Here is an 18,277-nt window from a genome sequence, read left to right on the forward strand (position 1 = left end):
CCCGGCCTCAGGCGGTGACCGACGCCGTCGCCGCGGCCGCCTCCAGCACCAGCCGGGTCGCCTCGTCGTGGTGGGACATCCCGACGACGTGGGAGGCGCCGGGGACCTCCACGGCGCGCCGCGCCCCGGCCCGCTCGGCCATGCGGCGGTGGGCGCCCACGGGGATGTTGCGGTCGAGCTCCCCGAAGAGGAACCAGCTCGGCAGGTCGCGCCACAGCGGCCGGTCCCCGGACGCCTCGCCCAGCGCGGCCTCGGTGATCGGCCGCTGGGTGACCGACATCAGCAGCGCCTCCTCGTGGGGCAGGTCGGCGCAGAACTGCTGGTGGTAGCGGTCCGGGGCGATGTAGGTGTCGGCGCCGCCGCCCGCCAGGGGCACCCGCACCTGCGTCTCGCCCAGCGTGCTGCCGGGGACGAGGGCGGAGGCGTCCGCGCAGCTCTCGCCGGGTGCCAGCGCGAACGCGGCGACGAACACCAGCCCGACGACGTCGCCGGCGTCGGGCGCCACGTTGGTGACGACCGCGCCGCCGTAGGAGTGCCCCACGAGCAGCACGGGTCCCTCGACGGTCCGCAGGAGGTCGCTGAGGGCGGCGGCGTCGGCGGCGACGCTCCGCAGCGGGTTGGCCCAGGCGACGACGCGGTGCCCCTCGGCGGCCAGGGGCCGGATGACGCTGTTCCAGCTCGAGGACTCGGCGTAGGCGCCGTGGACGAGGACGACGGTCTGCTTGCTGGTCACGGGTCTCCCTCGTCGTGCCGGAGCCGGGGCCGGGGTCGGCCGGGCGCTCCCCGAACCTCCCCGATCTGCCGGCCGGCGTCATCGGACAGATGACTGCCGTGACCCCCGACCGCCGTCACCCAGCTGTCGCCGGTCCCCGGTCGTGCGACTCCCGGGTCGCGCCCCCCGAGGGCGCCCTGGGGACGTGGGCGCGGCGGGCGGGCGGGTAGCGGAAGCCCCGGGCGGCCAGGTACCGCCACCGGTGCTGGCGCCAGCGGTACAGCACGTGCGCCCAGGCCCAGGCGAGCGAGGTCAGCAGGCCTGCGTCGACGTCGATCCGGTCGGTGTACCGCGCCCGCGTCGGCGAGCTGCCCGGTGCGATCGTGATCAGGTGGTCCCAGCGGCGCAGCAGGTCACCGGACCCGTTGTCCCTGAGGAGCACCCGGTCCGGGGTGGTGGGCGGGAAGGAGATCGAGATCGTCTGGCGGCCCAGCGGTACCAGCCCGAACAACCGCATCCGGACCAGGTGGTCCCCGGCCTGCCAAGTGGGTGGCAGGACCGGCGGGTCGACCGGGAGGAACTCGACCAGCGGCCAGGACACGTACAGGAGCAGGCGGGACGTCCCCACCTCCTCGCGGGCCCGTTCGACCGAGCACGGCAGCTCCGTGGTGACCGTCACCAGCACGGCGTCCTCCTGACTCCTCCTGCCGGGCGCGCAGGTCGCGGGCCGGCCCCGGTCGGGCCGAGGTCCTGCCGGACCATGGCCTCCTCCTCGGTGATCCTGCGGACGACGGCGGGCACCCGTCCGATCCCGCCCAGCAGGGTGGCGCGGACGGCGGCCACGGCCGGGTCCGTCACGGCCATGTTCCGGAAGATCCTCGCGTTGGCGCCCTGCACCTGACGCGACGCCGCGCGCTGCACGCGCTCGTAGTCGTCGAGCGGCCCGGCCGCGGGAGCCCCGTCCGCCACCACCGCGGCCAGCCGGTGCGCCAGCCGCCAGGCGCCGACGACCCCGATCATCATGCCCGCCCCGGCCGACGGGCCCATCGCGTGCGCGGCGTCCCCGCACAGCAGCCAGCGCCCGCGGCGGTAGGTGCTCGCCTGCCCCTGGGCGAGACGGAAGGCGCTGGCCCACAGGAAGCGCTCGACCCGCGCCGTGGGCAGCCGCGACGTCAGCAGGGCGACCGCCGCGGCCTCCGACGTCGCCTCCGCCCGGTCCTCCCCGTCGCCGAGCCGGTAGACGAACCGCCAGCGGCGCGGCCCGAAGCGGAAGAAGCCGTACGGGCGCGCGGGGTCCAGCACGATCCGCGAGACGCCGGCGGGCAGGTCGCAGTCCATCACGACGTCGGCCACGGCCGAGTCCGTGCCGTGGTCACGCCAGCGGGTCCCGATGCCGAGGTGGTCGCGGACGGTACTGCGGGCGCCGTCGCACGCCACCCCGGAGGACGCCGTCTGCCGGTAGCCCCCGTCCGGACCGTGCACGGTGACGGTCACCGCGTCCGGGGTCTGGTCCACGGCCGTCACCCGGTGACCTCGTCGGACCTCCACCAGACCGGTGGCCAGCGCGGCTGCCTCCAGGAGGGCCTCGGAGTGGTGCTGGGGGAGCTGCAGCGTGTACGGGTGCGGGACCGGCAGCTCGTCGAACCGCAGGGTCAGCAGCAGCCGCTCCGGCGTACGGAACTCGTGGGCGGTCCGCCGCACGCCGTGCCCGGCGAACGCCCCCAGCAGTCCCAGCCGGTCGAGCAGCTCCAGGCCCTTCGGCATCCAGGTGATCGCCCGGGACTCGTCGACCGGCGTGGGCTCCGGCCGGGCCTCCAGGACGAGGGACGGCACGCGCTGCCGGGCGAGGGCGAGGGCGAGGGTCAGTCCGACCGGCCCGCCTCCGACGACCACCACCCCGGCGTTCACGGCCGCCTCGCCCTGGGTCGTCCTGCGCTGGTCGGGTACACGACACGACCTCCTCGGTCCGGGTCCGGCCGGCCGCTCGCACCGGGGTGCGGCGCTCGGTGGCAGGAGTCTCCGCGCGCCGGGGGGAGGCGGGCCACACACGGTGCGCCAACAACGGGCACACACCGCGCTCCCGGACCGGCCTCCGGAGCGCGCCCGGCTGCTAGCGTCTCCGGCGCCGCGTCGCGGCCACGTGACGACCCAGTGCGAGCAGCCAGCATGAGCGCCGACAGCGGGCACACGCCGTCCTTCGGAGCACACCTGCGGCGACTGCGCGAGGCCGCCGGGCTCAGCCAGGAGGAGCTCGCGGAGCTGGCGGGGGTGACGCGCAACGCGATCAGCGCGCTGGAGCGGGGCGAGCGGCGCCGGCCCCATCCCCACACCGTGCGGTCGCTGGCCGACGCCCTCCACCTGTCCGGCCCGGAGCGAGCCGCGCTCCTCGCGGCGGTCCCGCGCGAGGCCGCCGGACCCGGTGCGGCGTCGGTCGTGGTCCCGGACACCGCCCTGCCGGTCCCCCTGACGCCGCTGGTCGGCCGCGAGCAGGAACTGGCCGAGGTGGCCGCGCTGCTGGACCGCCCGGAGGTCCGCGTGCTCACGCTCACCGGTCCGGGCGGGGTCGGCAAGACGCGCCTGGCCGTGGAGACCGCGGGTGGCGCCGCCGACGCCTTCCCCGACGGGAGGGTGTTCATCCCCCTGGCGCCGCTGTCCGACGCCGCGCTCGTGCTGCCGACCGTGGCGGGATCGCTCGGTCTGCGCGAGACGGAGGGGCGGCGCCTGGTCGACTCCGTGGTCGCCCACCTACAGGACCGGCGCGTCCTGCTCGTCCTCGACAACCTCGAGCACCTGGTGGCCGCCGCGCCGGAACTGTCCGGGCTGGCCGGGCAGTGCCCGTACGTGACCCTGCTGGTCACCAGCCGGGCGCGGCTGCGGGTCCGCGGTGAGCACGAGTACCCGGTGTCGCCCCTGCCGGTGCCGGCACCGACGCCGTCGCCGTCACCGGACGACGTCCTGGCGGCCTCCTCCGGCCGGCTGTTCGTCGAGCGGGCCCGCACGACCTCCCCCTCCTTCACCCTCACCGAGGGCAACGCCGCGAGCGTGGCGGCGATCTGCCGGCGGCTGGCGGGCCTGCCCCTGGCCGTGGAGCTGGCCGCGGCCCGCGTGCGGTTCCTCGACCCCGCGACGCTGCTGGCCCGCCTCGACCGTGCGGTGTCGCTGTCGTGGGAGCGGGATCTGCCGGACCGGCAGAAGACCGTGCGCGCCACCCTCGACTGGAGCCACGACCTGCTCAGCGACGAGGCCAGGGCGCTGTTCCGCCGGCTGGCGGTCTTCTCGGGTGGGCTGACGCTGGAGGCCGCCGAGGCGGTCGGGTCCGGGGACCCGGTGGACGTGCCCGCTGTGCTGGAGCTGCTCGGGGACCTGGTGGAGCAGTCCCTGGTGGTGGCCCGAACCGACGACGGCGCGGTCAGGTACACCCTGCTCGAGCCGATCCGGGAGTACGCGCTGGAGCGCCTGAGGGAGAGCGGGGACGCCGACGACGCCCGCCACCGCCACACGGCGTTCTTCCTCGCGCTGGCCGAGCGTGCCGAGCCCGAGTTGCGGGGACCGGGCCAGACGACGTGGCTGGGCCGGCTCGACCAGGAGACCGACAACCTGCGCGCGGCGATCTCGTCGGCGCTGTCGGCCGGTGACCACGAGAGTGTGGTGCGCTTGGGCTGGGCGCTGTGGGTCTTCTGGTGGCTGCGGGGCCGTCAGGACGAGGGCCGGACCGCCGTGGAACAGGTGCTCGGCAGCGACCCGGCCCCGCGGACGGCGGCCGTCGGATCCGGTGTGGTCGGAGCGCTGGCGTACGCGCAGGGCGACTACCCGGCCGCCGAGCGGCACCTGGCCCGCAGCCTCGCGCTGGCCGCCGAGGTGGACGATCCGGTCCTGGCCGCGCACGCGGTGCACGGCCTGGGCCTGCTGGCGCTCAACGTCGGCGACCTCGACACCGCACGGTCCCACCTGCAGGAGGCGTTGCGGCTGCACCTCGAGACCGGCGTCAACGAGCAGTCGGTGTCGACGGCCCGGACGCAGCTGGGGACGGTCCTGCTGCTGCAGGGCGACCTCGACGGGGCGGCGTCGACGGTGGAGGAGGGACTGCGGGTCGCCCGCCGGTCCGGGGACCGGGCCGGTGCGTGCGTCGCGCTGTTCAACCTGGCGCAGGTCGCCCTCGCCCAGAGCCGCCACGACGACGCCGCCCTCCTGCTCGCGGAGGGCGTGGTGCTGTCGGAGCGGATGCACGACCGGGCCAACCTCGCGCACTTCGTCGAGGGGCTGGGCGCGGTGGCCGCCACCCGCGGTGACGCGCGGCGCGCCGCGTGCCTGCTCGGAGCGGCCGAGGGACTCCTCGCGGCGGTCGGCTCCCCGGTCTACAACTACTACCGGCCCGACCGCGGGCTCTACGACCGCGCCACGGCCCGGGCCCGCGAACGCCTCGGTGTGCCCGCCTTCGAGCGGGCCCGCGAGCAGGGGCGGGCGATGACCTTAGAGCAGGCGGTCGAGTACGCGCTCGACGGACACGGCGGGCTGCGGCCGTCCGACGGCTGAGCGCGCTCGTCGGGGCCGCTGCCGGTCAACGACGGGACGTCGGCCCTCGGCCCCGATGACGAGCACCTCGTGCGGGACCACGGAGCGCTGCACTTCGCCCCGCTGACCCCGCTCGTCGCCCCGGCGGTGCGGTCGGAGCCGCGGTCGACGCGCGCGGCGCTCCTCGCCCGGCTCGGGTGCACGGTGCCGCACCCGGTGGTCCGCACGACGACTCCCCGGCCCTGCGGCGCCCGCGTCGCCGGGCCGGTCCGTCGGCGGTCGACGATTCCGTGCCCGCCCGTGCGGCGTGTGCCCGCTGTGTGCACGGAGTTGTCGTCGCGTGCGTGGTCCCGGGGCCAGGGCGGCGCGCACGCTCGTCGCCGACGGTCCGCACGGGAGCGGGAGCTCCAGGGAGGAGGACGGTGTGATGGCGGAGGTGGCCATCCGCACGGAGGGACTGGTCAAGACCTACGGCCGCACCGGCCGCGGGCTCGCCGGCCTCGACCTCGAGGTCCTCGCCGGTGAGGTGTACGGCTTCCTCGGGCCCAACGGGGCCGGCAAGAGCACCACGATCCGGCTGCTGCTCGACCTGATCCGCCCGACGTCCGGGCGCGTCGAGGTGCTGGGCGCCGACCCGCGCACGCACGGCGTCGAGGTGCGCCGCCGGATCGGGTACCTCGCCGGCGAGTTCGTCGTCGACGGCCGGCAGACCGGCCGCGAGCTGCTCACCTACCTCGGCAACCTGCGCGGCGGGGTGCCGGCCGGGCGCACGGCGGAGCTGGCCGACCGGCTGGGTCTCGACCTCGACCGCGGGATCAGGACCCTGTCGAAGGGCAACCGGCAGAAGGTGGGCATCGTCCAGGCCTTCGTGCACGACCCCGAGATCCTGGTGCTGGACGAGCCGACCAGCGGCCTGGACCCGTTCCTCCAGCAGGAGTTCGTCGCCATGGTCCGCGAGGCCACGGCGAGGGGCGCGACGGTGTTCATGTCCTCGCACGTCATGAGCGAGGTGCAGCAGACCGCCGACCGGGTCGGCATCGTCCGCGAGGGGCGCCTGGTGACCGTCGAGCGGGTCGAGGAGCTGCGCGAGCGCGCCGTCCGGCGGGTCGAGATCGTCTTCGCCGCACCGGTCGACCCGGCCGACTTCGCCGCGGTACCCGGCCTCAGCGACGTGACCGTGCAGGGCACCGTCCTGCGGGGCCGGCTCGACGGACGGGCCGACGACCTCGTCAAGACCGCAGCCCGGCACACCGTCGTGGGACTGCGGTCCGAGGAGCCCGACCTCGAGGAGCTGTTCTTCACCTACTACGACACCCGGAGGGAGCCGGACCGTGTTGCTGCATAGCGTGTTCGGGAAGGCTGTCTGGGACGCCCGGCGTTCCCTGGCGGGCTGGACCGTGGCGATCGCCGTCGTCGGTGTGGTGTACGCCGCCTTCTGGCCGACCATCAGCACCCCGGAGGTGCAGGAGGCCGTGGCCGCCTACCCCCGGGCGCTGCTCGAGGCGTTCAACGTCGACGAGCTCACCAGCCCCGAGGGCTACCTGGGCAGCTCGGTCTACGGGATGCTGCTGCCGCTGCTCGTCGCGGTCGCCATGACCGCGTGGGGCACGCGCATCGTCGGCACCGACGAGGAGGCCGGCACCCTCGACCTGGTGCTGGCCCACCCGGTGAGCCGCCGGCAGCTGGCGCTGCAGCGGATCGCCGCGGTCCTGGTCGGCGCCGTCGTCGTCGCCGTCGGGCTGTGGCTGGCGATGCTCGCCCTGTCCGGCGCGGTGGACCTCTCCGGCATCAGCGCAGCAGAACTCGCCGCCATGGACCTGCACCTCGCGCTGTTCGGTGGCTTCTGTGCCGCCCTCGCGTTCGCGGTCGGGGCCGCCACCGGCAGGAGGACGGTCACGCTCGGCGTGAGCGCGGGCGTGGTCGTGCTCGCCTACCTCGCCAACAGCGTCCTCCCGCAGGTGGACGCGTTGAGCTGGACCCGGGACCTGTCGCCGTTCCACTGGTACCTCGGCGGCGACCCGCTGGCCCACGGGGTCCAGCCCGGCGGGGCGCTGGCGCTGCTGGCGGCCACAGCCGTCCTGGTCGGCGTGGGCGCCGCCGTCTTCACCCGGCGTGACATCGGGACCTGAGCGGATCCGGCACGGCCTGTGCCCCGGCCCGGTCGCCGGGCGGGGGACGGGTCGTCCGCGGACGGGAGGTGCACCGTGACCACCTCGGAGATGCCCGCCGGGATCGGGACCGAGCCGGCTGTTGGCGGCCCCCTGCGCCGGTTCGCCCGCCGTCGGCCGGTCACGTCGTTCCTGGTCGGAGCGCTCGGCACCGGCTGGACGGCGCTCGGGACGGCACTGGTGGCCGGTCTCCCGGTCGAGCCGTTCCTGCTGGCCGCCACCGTCGTCGGCCTCCTGGGGCCCGCGGTGGCGGTCACCTGGCTGGCCGACGGCCGCCCCGGCGTGCGCCGCCTGTTCGCGGGCGTGCTGCGCTGGCGGATCGGCTGGACGTGGGCGCTGCTGGTGCTGCTCGGCATCCCGGGAACCACCCTGGGCCTGGCCGCCGTGACCGGCACCCTCGTGTGGCCCGGGGCGGGCTGGGGGCGCTTCGCCGCAGACCTCGCCGTCTCGACGCTGCTGTGGGGGACGCTCCTGCTCAACCTGTGGGAGGAGACCGCCTGGGCCGGCTTCGTGCAGCGCCGGCTGGTGGACCGTCACGGGCTGTGGGCCGGCTCGGCGCTGACCGCGCTGCCCTTCGCGGCGCTGCACCTGCCGCTGCTGTTCGACGGGCGTCCCGGTGTCGGCGAGGTCGTGCTGGGGGCAGGCGGCTTGCTGGTGGTGGCCCTGGTGTTCCGCCTGCTGGCCGGCTGCGTCCTGCTGTCCACCGGCGGCAGCATCCTGGCCGTCGGTGTCCTGCACGCCGCCTTCAACACCGCGGGCGACCTGGACGCCGTCGAGGGCGGCTGGCAGCGCGACGTCGCGCTGCTGCTGTGCACCGCCGCCGTCCTGGCCGTCCGGCGCCTGCGCTCCCGTGACGGGGCCGCGAGCGTCCGGCCGGCCCGGGAGGGGACCGACCGTGACCGGTGAGCCGTGTCCGTGCCGGGGGGCGCCGAGCGCGCACGAGCGACTGGAGCGGTTCCGTGTGACGCACCCCGTGCGCCGCCTCCGGATCGGCGCGACCTCCTGGGAGTACCTGACCGGCGGATCCGGCTCACCGGCCCTCCTCCACCTGCCCGGCGGTACCGGCCGGTCGGAGGCGTCCTTCGAGCACCTGGCCGCCATGGAGGCCGACCACCGGGTGCTGTCGGTGACCCGTCTCCCGGCGACCGACCTCGACGAGTCGGCCGGAGGGCTGCTCGCGATCCTGGACGCCGAGGACGTCGACACCGCCGTGGCCTGGGGCACCTCGTCCGGCGGACTGGTCGCCCAGGCTCTGGTCCGCCGTGCCCCGCACCGGTTCGGCGCGATGGTCCTGGCCGACACGGCCGCGCTCCCGCGGTCCGCCCCCGCCGACCTGGCCGGGTGGCCCGGCCGGGTGCTGCTCCTGCAGGCCACCGGCGACGAGCGGTGCGGGACGGCGCTCGAGCCGGTGCGACGGCTGTACCCGGGCGCCACCGTGCGGACCTTCTCCGGTGGCCAGACTGCCTCCGTCGCCCGAGCCGACCGGTACGCCGCCGCCGTCCGGGCCTTCCTGGGCCGGCTCCCGCACCCCGGTCCAGCAGGGACGTGACCCGGTGTCGGCCCGGGGACGGGGTGGGTCGGCCCGTGACCGGCCGGCGGGGCGGCCGCGGCGCGTCGACGTCGTCCTCGTCACCGCCCGCGAGCTGCGCCTGCTGCTGGGCCTGCTCCTGGTCCTGTTCGTCACCGCTGAGACCTGGCGCCACGTCGGTCGTCTCCCGCTGCCGCGGCTGGTCGTGCTGCTGACCGTCACCTGCGGCGGCGCCCTGGTCGTCGCGACCGTCGGGGTCCGGCGCACGCTGTCTGCGCCGCTCGACCGGCGCACCGGCAGGCGGGTCACCGCCCGGGTCGCCTACGAGGTGCTCGGCTTCGGCGCCGCACTGTTCGGGGGTTTCCTCGCCCTCGGCCTGGTCACGCTCGACCTGCACGTGGTGACCGAGTGGACCGGTGCGCCCGCCGACGCCGTGATCGCCCTGGGCGGCGAGGGGACCGCGGTGGTCCTCACACGCGCTCTGGCCCAGGTCGCGGCGTGGCTGGCCGCGTTGGGCGCCCTGGCCTTCGCCGTCGAGGTCGTCGTCGACCCGGCGACCCGGGCCACGCTGCTGCGCGACCTGCTCGACGCGGGGGACCACCGGGGCCCTCACCGGCGCGCCGCGCGCGCCAGCGGCACGACGCCGGCCAGGGCGGCCACCCCGCCGCCGACGAGCAGCGCCACGCCGACCGGGAAGGCGCCGTCGAGCACGAGCTGGACGTCGACGCGGGCGTCCACCCCGGGTGACCCGTCGGCGTTCACCACGACGAGCCGGTGGTCGCCGTCGGCGAGGTGCCAGGTCAGGACCCCCGAGGACGCGGTGTCGGCCGAAGCCGCCCAGAACGGCTGGCCACCGGGTGGTGCGGCGGCGGGTGCGCCGGGCTGAGGGTCCACGGCCTGCGTCGAGGTCCCCAGCCCGCTGACCTCGTCGTGGGCCACGCCGGCCAGGTACCCCTCGACGTCACCGGCCGGGCCGATCCCGACGAACACCGGCGTGGACGGGTCCCCGCCGGTCACCGACAGCCGCAGGTCGAGCCCGCCGGTGACGGCGGCGACCCGGCTGACGTCGTCGACCCGCGAGGCCTCGCTGACGAGGGCGGCGGAGGAGGTGGACAGCCGGAACGGGCCGGTGTCGACGGTGCCGTCGGTCCCGAAGGCGGCGAGGACGCCGGCTCCCGCCGTCCCGGCGAGCCCGCCGAGGACGACGAGGACCAGACCCAGGACGGCGAGCAGCGGCCGCCGGGCGCGGGGCGGCGCGGTCGTGGGGTGCGGGGCGGTCAGGGTGTCCACGGGAGCTCCTCGGGGTCGGGTCGTGGCCCGCCCGCCGACCGGGGGACCGCGGCGCCGACGCTAGGAACGGGGGAGGAGCCGGTGGAGCCGGTGGGCCACCCGGTCGGCGGCGGGTTCCCGCACCCGTGGGCTCGGCCGGCCTCCGGTCGCCGGGCGGTCAGCTCCCTGGAGGGGGTGCCGGCCGGCGGCGACGCTCGGCAGCGACCGGACCGGCACCGCGCCCGAGGAGCTCCCGTGACCGCCCAGGACCAGCAGCCGTCGACCGTGTCGGCGGCCCCGGAACGGGCGCCCGAGGGCGCCGACGGCCGGCCGCCCCCTCGTTACCCTCCCGCCATGACGCTGCGGGTCGTGTTCGCCGAGGACAACTACCTCGTCCGGCAGGGCACCGCGGCGCTCCTGGGGACGGCCGACGAGGTCGACGTGGTCGCCGTCGCCGAGGACGTGGACACGCTGCTGCGCCGGGTCGACGAGCTGCGGCCCGACGCGGTGCTCACCGACATCCGCATGCCCCCCGGGCTGACCGACGAGGGCATCGTCGCGGCCAAGCGCATCCGCGCCGCCCACCCGGGCACCGGCGTGGTGGTGCTGTCCCAGTACGTGGAGCCCGACTACGTCTTCGAGCTGCTGGAGGACGGCGTCGAGGGGCTCGGCTACCTGCTCAAGGAGCGCGTCTCCGACGTCGAGGAGCTGGTCCGGGCGCTGCGGGAGGTGGCGGCCGGGGGCTCGGCGCTGGACCCGAAGGTCGTCGAGGGGCTGCTGCGCCGCTCGACCGGCGAGCGGTCCCCGCTGGCCGGGCTGACCGACCGCGAGCTCGAGGTGTTGCAGCAGATGGCGACCGGCCGCAGCAACGCCGCGATCGCCCGCGTCGCCTACATGAGCGAGCGGGCGGTCGAGAAGCACATCACCGCGCTGTTCCAGAAGCTCGGGCTGAGCGAGGAGGGCGACCTCAACCGCCGGGTCGCGGCCGTGCTGACCTTCCTGGAGGCCGGCGGCCAGCCGCAGCCCCGCTGAGCGAACGGGGAGTGCGGCCGTCCCCCCGGCGCGGTGCGGGCAACCCCCTCCCCGGCCCGCTGCGGGGCGGCCACACTCCCGCCCATGCCCCCAGCCCCGGCAGCTGCCGGCACGCGCCGCGCCGGCGTCGCGCCGGCGGTCGGCTGGGTCCTGACCGCGGCCGGCGTGCTCGCGGTGTACCTGGTCGTGGTGGTCGGCGGCGACCTGCTGCTCGGGCGCACCGGCACCGCGCGCTCCGGCCTGGCGCTGCTGGCCACCGCGGTGGTCGCCGTCGGTCTGGAGCCGGCCCGGCGTCGCGTGCAGGCGGCCGTCGCCCGCCGGCTGGCGGGCCCGGTGCCCGAGCCGTACGAGCTGCTGTCCGGCTTCGCCGAGCGGCTGGGCAGCAGCGCGTCGGTGCGCGAGATGACCGGGCGGATGGCCCGGGTGCTCGCCGAGGGCACGGCCGCCGCGTGGACACAGGTCTGGCTGCTGGTGCACGGCGAGCCGCGGCTGGTGGCCGGCTGGCCTCCCGGGGTGGCCACCGACCCGCTGCCGCCGCCGCCCGCGGCCGAGCACCGGGCCGGCGTGCACAGCCTGCCGGTCGGTCACGGCGGGGAGGTGCTCGGCGTGCTGCGGGTGCGCGAGCGGCCCGGGCGCCCCCTCACCGCGGTCGAGCTGCGCCTGTTCACCGGCCTGGCCGGCCAGGCCGGCCTGCTGCTCGCCCGGGCGCAGCTGCAGACCGAGCTGCAGGCTCGCGTGGACGAGCTGACCGGGCAGGCGCGGCGGCTGCGCGCCGCGCAGGCCGAGCTGGTGACCGCCTCCGACGTCGAGCGCCGGCGCCTGGAGCGCGACCTGCACGACGGCGCCCAGCAGCAGCTCGTGGCGCTGAGCGTGCACCTCGGACTGGCGCGCCGGCTGCTCGGCACGGACCCGGCCCGCGCGCAGCGGGTGCTGGCCGAGCAGGCCGACGCCGCCGAGGCCGCCATCGAGACGCTCGTCACCCTCTCGCGGGGCCTCGGTGCCGCGACCCTGCTCGCCGACGGGCTGCCCGCGGCGCTGAGCCGGCTCGCGGTCACCGCGCCGGTGCCCACGACGGTGACCGTCGCCGCCGCGGTCCCGTGCCCGGCGGAGGTGGCCGCCGCGGTCTACTACTGCGCCTCCGAGGCGCTGCAGAACGCCGTCAAGCACTCCGGCGGGTCCTGGGTCCGGATCCACCTCGACGCGACCGCCGCGGGCGTGCTCCTGACCGTCGCCGACGACGGCAGCGGGCGGCTCCCCGACGGGACGGCCGGCGGCGCCGGGAGGGGCACCGGGCTGCGGGGCGTGCGCGGCCGAGCCACCGCCCTCGGCGGGACGGTGCGGGTCGAGGGCCGGCCCGGGCGGGGGACCACCGTGACGGTGCAGGTGCCCGTCCCGCCGGCCGGCGCGGACCGGCCGTGAGGGTCCGCCCGGGGATCCGCCTCGCGTGGCTGCTCGCCGGCCTGACCGCGGCCCTCGCGGGACTGCGCGTCGTCGTGCTCGCCGCCTCCGACCGGCTGGGCAGCGCCGAGGCGGTCACCGCCGGCTTCCCGCTGGTCGACGTCGGCGCCGTCACCGGGGCGGTGATCGGGGCCCTGGTCGTCTCGCGGCACCCCCGGCACCGCATCGGGTGGCTGTTCGTCGTCGGGCAGCTGCTCACCGAGCTCGGCGTCGCCGCCCAGGCCTACGGCGTCGCGGCCGTCCGCGGGGACCTCGGCGACGTCCCGGGCGGGCCGGGGGCGATCGCCGTGGGGCTGCACCTGGGTGCCTTCCCGACCCTGGCGCTGCTGGGGTGGCTGTTCCTGCTGGCGCCCGACGGGCGGTGGCCGCGCGGGCGCTGGTCGTGGGGGGTGTGGGTGCTCGCGCTCGGCGTGCTGCTGCACGCGGTCGCGGTGGCCCGCGTGGGCACCGGCCGGGTGGACGACGCCGGTCAGGTGCCCGCACCCGACGACCCGCTCGTGCAGGCGCTGCTGCTGCCCTCGTACGCGCTGGTCACCGGCGGTGTCGTCGTGGCCGCCGCCGCGCTGTTCTCCCGCCTGCGGCACAGCGACGGGCGCACGCGCGAGCAGCTGTGGTGGATCACGCTCGCGACGGTGCTGCTCGCGGTCACCGGGGGAGCCACGCTGGTGTCGGCGCAGTGGCTGCAGCTGCCGGCCTGGTCCACGCCCCTGCCGCTGATGGCCGGCTACGCCGCGGTGCCGGTGCTCACCGGGATCGGCATCCTGCGCCACCGGCTCTTCGACGTCGACGTCGTGCTCGACCGGGCGATCGTGCTCGCGCTGCTCACCGGCGGCGCCACCGTGCTGTACGCCGTCGCCGTCGTGGTGGTCAGCGGCCCGGGCCCGTGGTCGGCGTCCGATCCCGGCCTGCTGACCTCCGTGCTGCTCACCGCGTCGGTGGCCCTGCTGCTGCAGCCGCTGCGCAGCCGCGCCGCCCGCTTCGCGACCCGGCTGGTCTACGGCGCGCAGGCCGATCCCTACGTCGCGCTGGCGGACTTCACCCGGGAGCTGCAGGACGTCCCGCACCCGCAGGAGATGCTCGCCGGCGTCGCCCGGGCGATCGGCCGGGCGGTGGGGGCGGCGGTGGTGCGGCTCGACGTCCCGGGCGCGGCACCCCTGGACCGGTGGCCGGCCGCGACCACGTGGAGCGACGGCAGCGGCCGGGAGCCCCTCGCCCCGGACTGGACGGCACCGGTCGTCGCCGACCGCGGCGAGGTCGTGGGCCGGGTGGCGGTCACCATGCCGCCCGGACGGGGGCTGCGGACCCTGGAACGGCAGCTGCTGGCCGACTTCGTCGCCCAGGTCGGCCACGCCGTGGGCAACGTGCGCCTGGGGGCGGAGCTCTCGGCGCGCGCGGCCGAGCTGGTCACCCTGACCGGGCAGCTGGAGGCCTCCCGCCGCCGGCTGCTGGCCGCCCGCACCGAGGAGCGCACCCGCTTCGAGGCCGCCGTCGAGCACGTGGTCCTGCCGCACCTGCAGCCGCTGCCCGCGGCGCTGCGCCGGCTCGCGACCTCCCCGGTCCACCCGGGGACGGGGGCCGCGCTGGAGGACCTGCTGACCGGCACCCAGCAGGCGGTCGACGCGCTGCGCACGGTCACCCGCGGGGTCTTCCCCGCCCAGCTCGCCCGGCGCGGCCTGCCCGCCGCGCTGGCCACCCACCTGCGCGGTGCCCGGCCGGCGGCCCGGGTCACGGCGACGGAGTGGTGGTCGGACCGGCGGCTGGACCCGCGGCTGGAGTCGACCCTGTACTTCGCGACCGTGGACCTGCTCGATGAGCTGCCGGCCGTCCGGTCGGTCGAGCTGACCGCCGAGGGGGCCGGACGGGTCGCCCGGGTGGCGGTCGTCGGCCGTGCGGCGGGGGACACGCCGGCGGGCCGGTCCCGGCTGCTGACCGACCGGCTGGCCGTCTTCGACGGCACGGTGCGCAGCGACCGGGCGCCGGACGGGGAGGTGACCGTCCTGCTCGACCTGCCGGTCCCGTCCCCGCGATCAGCCGAGGAGGTCGTGCCAGGCGGCGCGGAGCCGGTCCGGGTCGAGTGAGACCTTGCTGAGGAAGCCCCCCGCGCCACAGGCGGACACGTCGTCGAGGTCCTGCACGTCGTAGGTGGACACCAGCAGCACCCGCGTCCCGGCGGTGTGCGGCCCGGTCGTGATCCGGCGGGTGGCCTCCAGGCCGCTGATCCCCGGCAGGCTCACGTCCATCACCACCAGGTCGGGGTGGGTGGCCGCCACCGCGTCCACGGCGGCCTCCCCGCTGTCCACCGCGCCGACCAGCTCGAACTCCTCGACCGCGGAGACCACCGCGCCGGCGGCCCGCCGGAAGGGCTCCTGGTCGTCGACGACCAGGACCCGCACCTTGGCCATGCCCGCCACCTCGCCCGCCACCTCCGAGCCGCCAGCGTGTCCGCACCGGGCCCGGCACGCCAGGGAGCCATCCCCCCGGTCGACGGGGGGATGGCCGCCCTCGCCGCGCGGGCCGCCCGGCCCGTGCGTGCGCTCAGCCGTCCCGGCGGCGCAGCACACGCCCGGCCAGCAGCAACCCGGCGGCGCACCAGGCCACGGTGACCGGCGCGGCCACCGCCGCGGACAGGGACCCGCCGCTGGGATCGGCGCCCATCAGCGCGGCCGCCGCCTCCCCGGGCAGGAACGGCACGACGTCGTTCGCCACCCGCGCCGGCAGCAGCCCCACCAGCGGCGCCAGCACCGCCAGCACCCCCAGCAGCGCGGCCGCGGCGCCGAGCGTGCTGCGCAGCAGCCAGGCCAGCACCTGGCCGAGGACCCCGACGGCGACGGCGTACCCGGCCGCACCGAGCACCACCTGCAGCGCGTCCAGGGACAGCACCGGGACCGCGAGGTCCCGGGTGCCGAGGACGGCCTGGCCGGCGAGGAAGGTGACCGCCGTGGCGACCGCCGTCACGGGCGCCACGAGCAGCGCCAGGGCGGCGGCCTTGGCGGCCACCACCAGCCCGCGCCGGGGCACCGCCGCGAACGTCACCCGGCTCAGCCCGGTCGTGGTCTCCCCGGTGACCTGCAGGATGCCGACGACGGCGGCCAGGAAGGCCAGCGTGCTGACCCCGGTCGTGGTGGCGGCGACGGCGTCGAACCCCGCGGGAGGCGGTCCCTCCCCGTCCTGCCAGACCACCGAGGACACGCTGGTCAGACCGGCGAGCACGGTGAACGCGGCGCCGGCGGCCAGCAGCGCCCAGGTGGAGCGCAGGCTGGTCAGCTTGATCCGCTCCGCGCGCAGGACGTGGGCCAGCGACAGCCGGCCCGTCCCGGTGGGCGCGGTGTCGGCGAGTGGGGTGGTCACGGTCGGGGGTCCTCTCGGGGTGCCCGCCGGACGCCGGGTCCGGCGGGGTGGGGAGAGCGCTCCCCGCCGTCCTGGCCGTACTCGACGGCCCCGGCGGTGAGCTCCACGAAGGCGTCCTCGAGCGACTGCCGTCCGGCGGTGAGCTCGGTGAGGACCACCCGGTGCTCCATCGCCAGGGAGGCGACCTCGTCGGCGTCGAGGTGGCGCACGGTGAGCCGGCCGTCGCCGTCGGGGTCGACCTGCGCGCCCCGGGCGGTGAGGACGGCGCGCAGCCGGTCGGCCTGCGCGGTGCGCACCTGCACCGACGGGGTGGCGCCGGTGAGCAGGTCGTCGGTGGGGGTGTCGGCGATCAGCCGGCCCCGTCCGATGACGACCAGGTGCGAGGCGGTCTGCGCCATCTCGCTCATCAGGTGCGAGGACAGGAACACGGTGCGCCCCTCGTCGGCCCGGGCTCGCAGGAACGACCGGATCCACCGGACGCCGTCGGGGTCCAGGCCGTTGACCGGCTCGTCGAGGACCAGCACCTGCGGGTCACCGAGCAGCGCGCCGGCCAGGCCGAGGCGCTGGCTCATGCCGAGGGAGTAGGTGCCGGCGCGCTCGTCGGCGACCTCGGTGAGCCCGACCAGCCGCAGCACCTCCTCCACGCGGGTCGCGCCCTCGCCGATGGTGGCGGCGAGGGCCAGCAGGTGCTTGCGGGCGGTCCGGTTCGGGTGGACGGCCTTGGCGTCGAGCACCGCGCCGACGGAGCGCAGCGGCCACGGGTGCTCGGCGAAGGGCCGGCCGGCGACCAGCGCGGTGCCCGCGTCGGGGCGGTCGAGCCCGAGGACCACCCGCATCGTGGTCGACTTGCCCGCGCCGTTGGGGCCGAGGAACCCGGTGACGCGTCCCGGGTGCACGGTGAAGCTGAGGTCGTCGACGGCGGTGCGGGTGCCGTAGCGCTTGGTGAGGTGGCGGACGTCGATCACGGGGGGCCTCGCTGGGGGAGGGGGTCGGGGCTCCGCGTCCCGCCTCCCCGGGGGACCGGGGCCGGCCGGTGGACGCGGCCGATCCAGTAGAGGCACGCGGCGGTCCGCGTCCCAGGGAGCCAGTCGCCTCCCCGGCGGGGGTGCGCCGCCGTGCCGCGGGAGGGGTGGCCGCCCGGGTGGTGGCGGGCGCACCGCCCGCCGGCCCGGACCCGGCGGGTCGGTTCCCCGCCCCCGACCGTGCGCCTGTCCCGATCGTGGCGGCGGCACCGCCGGCCCTCCACTGGGAGGGCCACTGCTCCTGCTCGACGAACGGACGGGTCCCTCATGTCCACCACCACGGAGGTCGCTCCCTCGCGCGGCCGGCTGCACCGGCTGACCCGGCGTCGCCCGCTCACCGTGTTCCTCGTGCTCGCCATCGGGCTGTCCTACGCGCTGGTCACCCTCTGGGGGCTCGCCTACCACGGCCACCTGCCGGGCGGGGACCTCCACGAGGTGCTGGGCATCGCCCCCGACGAGCTGACCGGCGTGGTGATCGCGCTGGCGCTGCTGCCCGCCGCGGTCTACGTCACGGGGGTCACCGAGGGGAGCGCGGGCGTGCGGGCGCTGTTCCGGCGCGCGTTCCGCTGGCGGGTGCACCCCGGCTGGTGGCTGACGGTGCTGCTCGCGCTGCCGGTGCTGACGATCGCGCTGGGCGCCGCGATGGGCGACGAGCTGCGCCCGGTCGACGTCGTGCCGGTGCTGGTCAGCCAGGCCGGCCTGCTGCTGGTCAACCTCGTGCTCGTCAACCTCTGGGAGGAGACGGCCTGGACGGGGGTGCTGCAGACCCGGCTGGAACGGCGGCACAACTGGTACGTCGCCGCGCTGCTGGTCGCCGTCCCGTTCGCGGTCGTGCACGTGCCGCTGGAGTTCTTCCTCGACCAGCAGGTGACCCCCGGCGTGCTGCTCGGCGCGCTGGTCAGCTACTTCCTGCTCGGCGTGTTCGTGCGGCCGCTGCTGGCGGCGGTGCGGCGGGGCACCGGCGGCAGCCTGCTGCTCGTCGCGCTGCTGCACAGCGTCTTCAACCGCACCAACAACGACAACGGCATCGCCGCCGAGTTCCTCGACGGCCAGATGCGGGCGATCAGCATGCTCGTCGCCACGGTCCTCCTGACCGTCGCCGTGGCCGTCGTCGCCCGCCGCCGGCTCTCCCGGCAGTACGGCCGCGAGCTCGAGGCGTCGCCGCGCTGATCGGCTCCCGGGCCGGGGCGGGCGTACCCGCCCCGGCCCTCCCGCCCGGCGGCCACCG

At 76.9% G+C, this 18,277-nt stretch carries 16 protein-coding genes; 9 read left to right on the forward strand and 7 right to left on the reverse strand.

Annotated elements, in window-relative coordinates:
- Positions 1-7: 7 nt before the first annotated feature.
- From ACI8AD_RS12800 to ACI8AD_RS12810, 3 genes are all read right to left on the reverse strand, one after another.
- Positions 8-733 carry an alpha/beta fold hydrolase gene (locus ACI8AD_RS12800; protein WP_456870909.1) on the reverse strand — a complete coding sequence of 242 codons (726 nt, stop codon included), beginning with the start codon at positions 731-733 and terminating at the stop codon, positions 8-10.
- A 115-nt stretch (positions 734-848) separates the two neighbouring features.
- Positions 849-1,397, reverse strand: coding sequence for a hypothetical protein (locus ACI8AD_RS12805; RefSeq protein WP_456870910.1), 549 nt, complete (start codon positions 1,395-1,397; stop codon positions 849-851).
- Positions 1,388-2,620, reverse strand: a complete 1,233-nt coding sequence (locus ACI8AD_RS12810) for an FAD-dependent monooxygenase (protein ID WP_456870911.1) — start codon at positions 2,618-2,620, stop codon at positions 1,388-1,390. Before ACI8AD_RS12810 ends, ACI8AD_RS12805 begins: the two co-directional genes overlap by 10 nt.
- A 258-nt stretch (positions 2,621-2,878) precedes the next feature.
- On the opposite strand from ACI8AD_RS12810, the gene ACI8AD_RS12815 reads away from it, so the two are divergent.
- From ACI8AD_RS12815 to ACI8AD_RS12835, 5 genes are all read left to right on the forward strand, one after another.
- Complete coding sequence (locus ACI8AD_RS12815) at positions 2,879-5,245, forward strand: ATP-binding protein (RefSeq protein WP_456870912.1); 2,367 nt, start codon at positions 2,879-2,881, stop codon at positions 5,243-5,245.
- A gap of 406 nt (positions 5,246-5,651) precedes the next feature.
- Positions 5,652-6,569, forward strand: a complete 918-nt coding sequence (locus ACI8AD_RS12820) for an ABC transporter ATP-binding protein (protein ID WP_456870913.1) — start codon at positions 5,652-5,654, stop codon at positions 6,567-6,569.
- Between the two features lies 1 nt (position 6,570).
- The gene (locus ACI8AD_RS12825) at positions 6,571-7,353 is read left to right on the forward strand and encodes an ABC transporter permease subunit (protein WP_456870914.1); all 783 of its coding nucleotides are present in this window, start codon (positions 6,571-6,573) and stop codon (positions 7,351-7,353) included.
- A gap of 75 nt (positions 7,354-7,428) precedes the next feature.
- Entirely contained in the window at positions 7,429-8,298 is an 870-nt protein-coding gene (locus ACI8AD_RS12830; RefSeq protein ID WP_456870915.1) for a CPBP family intramembrane glutamic endopeptidase, read from the forward strand.
- 67 nt (positions 8,299-8,365) lie between these two features.
- A complete protein-coding gene (locus ACI8AD_RS12835; RefSeq protein WP_456870916.1) occupies positions 8,366-8,941 on the forward strand; it encodes an alpha/beta fold hydrolase in 576 nt (191 codons plus the stop codon).
- 588 nt (positions 8,942-9,529) lie between these two features.
- On the opposite strand, the gene ACI8AD_RS12840 is transcribed toward ACI8AD_RS12835, so the two are convergent.
- Positions 9,530-10,210, reverse strand: a complete 681-nt coding sequence (locus tag ACI8AD_RS12840; RefSeq protein WP_456870917.1) for a hypothetical protein — start codon at positions 10,208-10,210, stop codon at positions 9,530-9,532.
- Between the two features lie 333 nt (positions 10,211-10,543).
- Between ACI8AD_RS12840 and ACI8AD_RS12845 the strand changes: the two genes are divergently transcribed.
- The 3 genes from ACI8AD_RS12845 to ACI8AD_RS12855 all read left to right on the forward strand — a co-directional run bounded on the left by ACI8AD_RS12845 (position 10,544) and on the right by ACI8AD_RS12855 (position 14,757).
- Positions 10,544-11,221, forward strand: a complete 678-nt coding sequence (locus tag ACI8AD_RS12845; RefSeq protein ID WP_456870918.1) for a response regulator transcription factor — start codon at positions 10,544-10,546, stop codon at positions 11,219-11,221.
- Between the two features lie 84 nt (positions 11,222-11,305).
- A complete protein-coding gene (locus tag ACI8AD_RS12850; RefSeq protein WP_456870919.1) occupies positions 11,306-12,640 on the forward strand; it encodes a GAF domain-containing sensor histidine kinase in 1,335 nt (444 codons plus the stop codon).
- Positions 12,637-14,757 carry a hypothetical protein gene (locus ACI8AD_RS12855; protein ID WP_456870920.1) on the forward strand — a complete coding sequence of 707 codons (2,121 nt, stop codon included), beginning with the start codon at positions 12,637-12,639 and terminating at the stop codon, positions 14,755-14,757. The genes ACI8AD_RS12850 and ACI8AD_RS12855 overlap by 4 nt, the downstream gene beginning before the upstream one ends.
- Here ACI8AD_RS12855 and ACI8AD_RS12860 read toward each other — a convergent pair.
- From ACI8AD_RS12860 to ACI8AD_RS12870, 3 genes are all read right to left on the reverse strand, one after another.
- A complete protein-coding gene (locus ACI8AD_RS12860) occupies positions 14,707-15,081 on the reverse strand; it encodes a response regulator (protein ID WP_456870921.1) in 375 nt (124 codons plus the stop codon). The genes ACI8AD_RS12855 and ACI8AD_RS12860 overlap by 51 nt on opposite strands.
- A gap of 133 nt (positions 15,082-15,214) precedes the next feature.
- A complete protein-coding gene (locus ACI8AD_RS12865; protein WP_456870922.1) occupies positions 15,215-16,027 on the reverse strand; it encodes a hypothetical protein in 813 nt (270 codons plus the stop codon).
- Complete coding sequence (locus ACI8AD_RS12870) at positions 16,024-16,992, reverse strand: ABC transporter ATP-binding protein (protein ID WP_456870923.1); 969 nt, start codon at positions 16,990-16,992, stop codon at positions 16,024-16,026. Before ACI8AD_RS12870 ends, ACI8AD_RS12865 begins: the two co-directional genes overlap by 4 nt.
- 324 nt (positions 16,993-17,316) lie before the next feature.
- Between ACI8AD_RS12870 and ACI8AD_RS12875 the strand changes: the two genes are divergently transcribed.
- The gene (locus tag ACI8AD_RS12875; RefSeq protein ID WP_456870924.1) at positions 17,317-18,219 is read left to right on the forward strand and encodes a CPBP family intramembrane glutamic endopeptidase; all 903 of its coding nucleotides are present in this window, start codon (positions 17,317-17,319) and stop codon (positions 18,217-18,219) included.
- Positions 18,220-18,277: the final 58 nt, after the last annotated feature.

Source organism: Geodermatophilus sp. SYSU D00766, from assembly GCF_054049915.1.